General features: G+C 70.6%; 3 protein-coding genes. All 3 read left to right on the top strand.

Annotated elements, in window-relative coordinates; genetic code table 11:
- Nucleotides 1-271 (top strand): LysM peptidoglycan-binding domain-containing protein (locus MXD58_RS18565; protein ID WP_250609637.1); only part of this gene is annotated, 271 nt, incomplete at its 5' end.
- 360 nt (nucleotides 272-631) lie between these two features.
- Nucleotides 632-1,267 carry a transcriptional regulator NrdR gene (nrdR, locus tag MXD58_RS18560; protein WP_248838306.1) on the top strand — a complete coding sequence of 212 codons (636 nt, stop codon included), beginning with the start codon at nucleotides 632-634 and terminating at the stop codon, nucleotides 1,265-1,267.
- Between the two features lie 318 nt (nucleotides 1,268-1,585).
- Nucleotides 1,586-5,602 (top strand): vitamin B12-dependent ribonucleotide reductase, encoded by a 4,017-nt coding sequence (locus MXD58_RS18555; protein WP_248838307.1) that lies wholly within the window; start codon nucleotides 1,586-1,588, stop codon nucleotides 5,600-5,602.
- The last annotated feature ends 52 nt before the right edge of the window (nucleotides 5,603-5,654 follow it).

Raw genomic sequence — 5,654 nt, 5'->3', positions numbered from 1 at the left:
GCGCCTGACCAGGCGCGGCCGCGTGGTCGTCGTCGCGGTCGTCGCGCTCGCCGCCGCCGTCCTGCTGATGGTCGCGGTGCCGCGCGCCTCGCTGGCGTGGGCGGGTGACCCGCCGCGCGGGCACCTGGTCGCGGCCGGGGAGAGTCTGTGGGAGATCGCGGTCGCGCTGGATCCCGACGCCGACACGCGCGTGGTGGTGGACCGGCTGATGCGCCTCAACCACCTGTCCACGCCAGACGTCACCCCGGGCCAGCTCCTGCTGTTGGACTAGGAGGACCGGGCGTGCTTCTGGCCGGCGAGTCCGGGTGGGTCACCCCCGATGACGTGGACACGGTCGGTCTCCGTCGTCCGGGCCCGGTGGTCGCCGCGGTCACGCGCCGGCGTCCAGGCTGTGCGGACGGCCGAACGGTCTCGCGCACGGTTGTCGCGTCCCCGCGTACTGATGTCCTCATGTGGCACGCGAGGGGCCGGTCTCCCCATCGATGGTGTTGTGCGCTAGGTTAGACACAACATCTGGTGCCTATCGGGGTGTGAGTCGACCACTGGTTGATATCGGTCGTTCAGGCCAGGGTCAGTGGCGAGTGCAGGGAATCCGGCTGATCCACGCCGGTTCGGGTGAGGGAGGCGAAACGTGCGGTGCCCGTTCTGCCGGCATCCGGACAGTCGCGTCGTCGACAGCCGGGAGGCCGAGGAGGGTTCGGCGATCCGGCGGCGGCGTTCCTGCCTGTCCTGCGGTCGTCGGTTCACCACGATGGAGGAGGCGTCGCTGCGGGTGCTCAAGCGCAGCGGCGTGGCCGAGCCGTTCAGCCGGGCGAAGGTGATCGCGGGTGTGCGCAAGGCATGCCAGGGCCGGCCGGTGCGTGACGACGATCTCGCGCTGCTGGCTCAGCGGGTCGAGGACGCCGTGCGGTCCGCCGGGTCCGCGGAGATTCCCGCGGAAGCGATCGGCCGGGCAATCCTCGGCCCCCTGCGCGAGCTCGACGAGGTCGCGTACCTGCGGTTCGCCTCGGTGTACCTCGCCTTCGAGTCGCTGACCGACTTCGAGACGGCGATCGCCGCGCTGCGGGCAGAGACAGCCGGCGCCCGCCGCGACGACGACCCGGCTGAGCGGGCCGGCCCCGGCGGCGCGGGCGAGCGCCCAGGCGAGCGTGGCCGTCGCAGTGCCCCGAATTATCTGAACATCGTCGAGAGCGGCACTGCCCGCGATCATCCGGCCGCGGGAGAGTACGAGGTCGTCCAGGCGCACGGCGCGCCCGTCGACACCTAGGCCGAGTCGACGCCTGGGCCGAGTCGACACCTGGGCCGAGTCGACACCTGGGCTGAACGGTATGGATCAGGCGCCTGGCACCGCGCAACGCGGTGGGGACGCCGAGGCCGAGATCCGCCCCTCCGAACGACACACGCCCGGTCGGCGTGCCCTCCTGATCACAGGACGGCCTGGCCCTGCCGACGGGCGTGCAATCCGCGCGACCCGGTACGCCGCGGGGCGCCGTCCGAGCCCGCTGTGCGTCGGCGCCCGGACGGGCATGTCCCAACGGTGCGCCGGTGTACACCGACCAGCACTGAAGACACGACGAGGAGCGTCATGACCGAAAGTCGCGGCACCAAGGCGGGCAGGTCTGCGGCCAGGACGGGCGGGCTGAAGATCCGCCGCTCGCGTACCACCGCCGGTGTCCACCCGTATGACGAGGTCACCTGGGAGACCCGGGACGTCGTCATGACCAACTGGCGGGACGGCTCGGTCAACTTCGAGCAGCGCGGGGTGGAGTTTCCCGACTTCTGGTCGGTCAACGCGTCGAACATCGTCGCGAGCAAGTACTTCCGCGGGGCGCCGGGCAGCTCCGCGCGTGAGTCGTCGCTGCGTCAGCTCATCGACCGCGTCGTGCTCACCTACACGAAGGCCGGCCGCGAGAACGACTACTTCGCCACCGACGCCGACGCCGAGACCTTCGAGCACGAGCTGACCTGGATGCTGCTTCACCAGGTCTTCAGCTTCAACTCCCCGGTCTGGTTCAACGTCGGAACCGCTGCGCCGCAGCAGGTGTCCGCCTGCCAGCCGTATGACGCCCTCGTCAGCACGCCGGACGGCCTGGTGCCGATCGGCGGCCTGGTGGAGGCGGACGCGGTGGGCGCCAAGGTCCATGATGCCCACGGGCTGACCAGGGTCGTGGCCACCAAGTCCAACGGCGTGAAGGACGTGCTCCGGGTCTGGACGAAGGCCGGCCACGCACTCGACGTCACCGCTGACCACCTTGTCTGGCGATGCTCGGGCAGGGGAAGCGGATCCTTCGTCCCGGCCGGCGACCTGCGCCCCGATGACCGGCTCGAGTGGCATCGCGTTCATTCTCCCGGCGAGCGCGAGATCACCTCGCGGGAGATCTCCGAGGCCGCGCTGGCGGGTTGGCTGCAGGCGGACGGCTTCGTCGGTCAGCACACCGAGACGAATCGCTCCCTGACCATCGAGGCGATGACGGTCACCGAGGCCGAGCGAGGCTGGGTGACGGCCGCGGTGGACGCAGTCCTGCCCGATGTGCACCGGCACGAGCGATGGGTGACGACACAGGACTCGACTCTCGACCGCCGTCGCCTGCGGCTGTATGGCACGTCCCTCGAGTCCTTCGTCGAGGCGTGGGGGCTGCGGCCCCGTGGCGTCGACATGACGGTGCCCGCGCGTCTGTTCGACGCCCCGCTGCCGGTGGTGGCCGCGTACCTGCGCAGCCTGTTCCAGGCCGACGGGTATGTGAGCCCCCGGGAACGCTCCACCCTGGTCGGGCTGGACATGATCAGCGAGCGGTTGATCCGCGGAGTCCAGGCGCTGCTGGCGCGGTTCGGCATCTTCTCCCGGGTGCGCCGCAAGGCCGAGCCCCGCGCCAACCGGCAGGACCTGTGGAGCCTCGGTGTCCAGAACCTGGGTGACCGGCGAATCTTCGCTGATGAGATTGGCTTCATCGATCCGGTGAAGGCAGCGAAGCTGGAGGCATCGTTCGACCAGCCTGGCCGCCCGACGAAGGCGGTGAAGGAGCTGGAGATCGCCCGGATCGAGCCGCGCGGGCCAATGCCGGTCTACGACATCCAGACCGAGAGCGGGGAGTATCTCTCCGGCGGTCTGCGGGTGCACAACTGCTTCATCCTCGCCGTCAACGACACGATGGAGTCGATCCTCAACTGGTATCGGGAAGAGGGGCTGATCTTCAAGGGCGGGTCGGGGGCCGGGCTGAACCTGTCCCGCATCCGTTCCTCGAAGGAGCTGCTGTCCTCCGGCGGTACCGCGTCGGGCCCGGTGAGCTTCATGCGCGGCGCCGACGCGTCGGCGGGCACGATCAAGTCGGGCGGGGCGACCCGGCGGGCCGCGAAGATGGTCGTGCTCGACGTCGACCATCCGGACATCGTCGAGTTCGTCGAGACGAAGGCCCGTGAAGAGGAGAAGATCCGGGCGCTGCGCGACGCCGGCTTCGACATGGACCTCGGTGGCCGCGACATCGCGTCGGTGCAGTACCAGAACGCCAACAACTCCGTCCGGGTCACGGACGAGTTCATGCGGGCGGTCGTCGACGGCCGTGGCTTCGATCTGCGCGCCCGCCTCGACGGCCGCACCATCGAGACGATCGACGCCAAGGGCCTGTTCCGCACGATCGCCGAGGCGGCCTGGGCCTGCGCCGATCCGGGCATCCAGTACGACGGCACGATCAACGACTGGCACACCTGCCCGGAGAGCGGCCGGATCAGCGCCTCCAACCCGTGCAGCGAGTACGTCCACCTGGACAACTCGAGCTGCAACCTGGCGTCGCTGAACCTGCTGAAGTTCCTGCGCGAGGACATGTCCTTCGACGCGGAGGGGTTCGTCTCCGCCGTTGAGCTGATCATCACCGCGATGGACATCTCGATCTGCTTCGCGGACTTCCCGACCCCGGAGATCACCCGGGTCACCCGTGCCTACCGGCAGCTCGGCATCGGCTACGCCAACCTCGGCGCGCTGCTGATGGCCAGCGGGCGGGCGTACGACTCCGAGGGCGGACGCGCGCTCGCCGCGGCCATCACCTCGCTGATGAACGCCACCGCCTACCGGCGCTCGGCGGAGCTCGCCGGGATCGTCGGCGCCTACGAGGGCTTCGCCCGCAACGCCGACCCGCACCGCCGGGTCGTGCGCAAGCACGCCGCCGCCAGCGATGCGGTCCGCAGCGAGCACGCCGAGGACGCGCGGCTGCTCGCCCTCGCGTCGAAGGAGTGGGCCCGCGCGCAGACCGTCGGCGACAAGCACGGCTTCCGTAACGCGCAGGTCAGCCTGCTCGCCCCGACCGGCACCATCGGCCTGGCGATGGACTGCGACACCACCGGCATCGAACCGGACCTCGCCCTGGTCAAGATGAAGAAGCTGGTCGGCGGCGCCAGCATGCGGATCGTCAACCAGACGGTCCCGGCGGCGCTGCGCGCCCTCGGCTACGCCGAGGAGACCCTGGAGGCGATCGTCGAGTACATCGCCGAGCACGGTCACGTCATCGACGCCCCGGGACTGCGCCTGGAGCACTACGAGGTGTTCGACTGCGCCATCGGCGAGCGGGCCATCGCCCCGATGGGTCACGTGCGGATGATGGCCGCGGTGCAGCCGTTCCTGTCCGGCGCGATCTCGAAGACGGTCAACATGCCCTCGACGGCGACCGTCGAGGACGTCGAGGAGATCTACCTCGCCGGCTGGCAGCTCGGCCTGAAGGCGCTGGCCATCTACCGGGACAACTGCAAGGTCGGCCAGCCCCTCACCGACGTCAGGGGCGCGAAGAAGGCGGCGGACGAGCGTGCCGCGGCGGCGCTGCCCGCACCCGTCGTCGTCGCCGCGCCGCCGGCCGCCGAAGTCGAGTACCGGCCGGTCCGCCGCCGGCTGCCGAAGACTCGGCCGTCGCAGACGGTCTCGTTCGCCGTCGGCGGCGCGGAGGGCTACCTGACCGCCGGCTCCTACCCGGACGATGGCCTCGGCGAGGTCTTCATCAAGATGTCGAAGCAGGGTTCCACGCTGGCCGGCGTGATGGACGCGTTCGCCATCGCGATCTCCATCGGCCTGCAGTACGGCGTCCCGCTCGAGGCGTACGTCAGCAAGTTCATCAACATGCGCTTCGAACCGGCCGGGATGACCGACGACCCGGACGTCCGGATCGCACAGTCGATCATGGACTATCTGTTCCGCCGCCTCGCGCTGGACTACCTCGACGCCGACCATCGGGCCGAGCTCGGCATCTCCACCGCCGCCGAGCGGACCCGCGGCGTCGCCAACCAGTACGGCGGCGCCCCGGCCGGCGAAACGGCACCCGCGCAGGCCGCCGGGGTCGGCGACCCCGGCGCCGTGACCGTGTCGGCGGTGACGCAGGGGCCGGCGGTGACGTCGAGCGGCGCCGCCGGCGGCGGTTCGGTGAAGGCCGCCAGCAACGGGGTCGCGGATGATCATGGGCCGGAGTATGTGGCCCGGGAGCTGCGCCTGGCTCCTGCCGGCGAGTCGTTGGTCGCTCAGACGGTCGTCGACGCCCCGCTCTGCTTCACCTGCGGAGTGACGATGCGCCCGGCGGGCAGCTGCTACGTCTGCGAGCAGTGCGGCTCCACCAGCGGCTGCAGCTGAGCTGTCCGCGCTGGTGCGTGACGGCCGGGCGGGCGTGGGCTGCCCCCACGCC

It is taken from the genome of Frankia sp. AgKG'84/4, assembly GCF_023242965.2.
Classification (GTDB): Bacteria; Actinomycetota; Actinomycetes; order Frankiales; family Frankiaceae; genus Frankia.
The sequence above is the reverse complement of the archived record's forward strand: the minus strand, read 5'-3'. Positions and strand labels throughout refer to the sequence as shown.

What these genes read in the sequence shown, in the direction of transcription:
- MXD58_RS18555 (WP_248838307.1), top strand. Translation starts at nt 1,586, where the DNA reads ATGACCGAAAGTCGCGGCACCAAGGCGGGCAGGTCTGCGGCCAGGACG.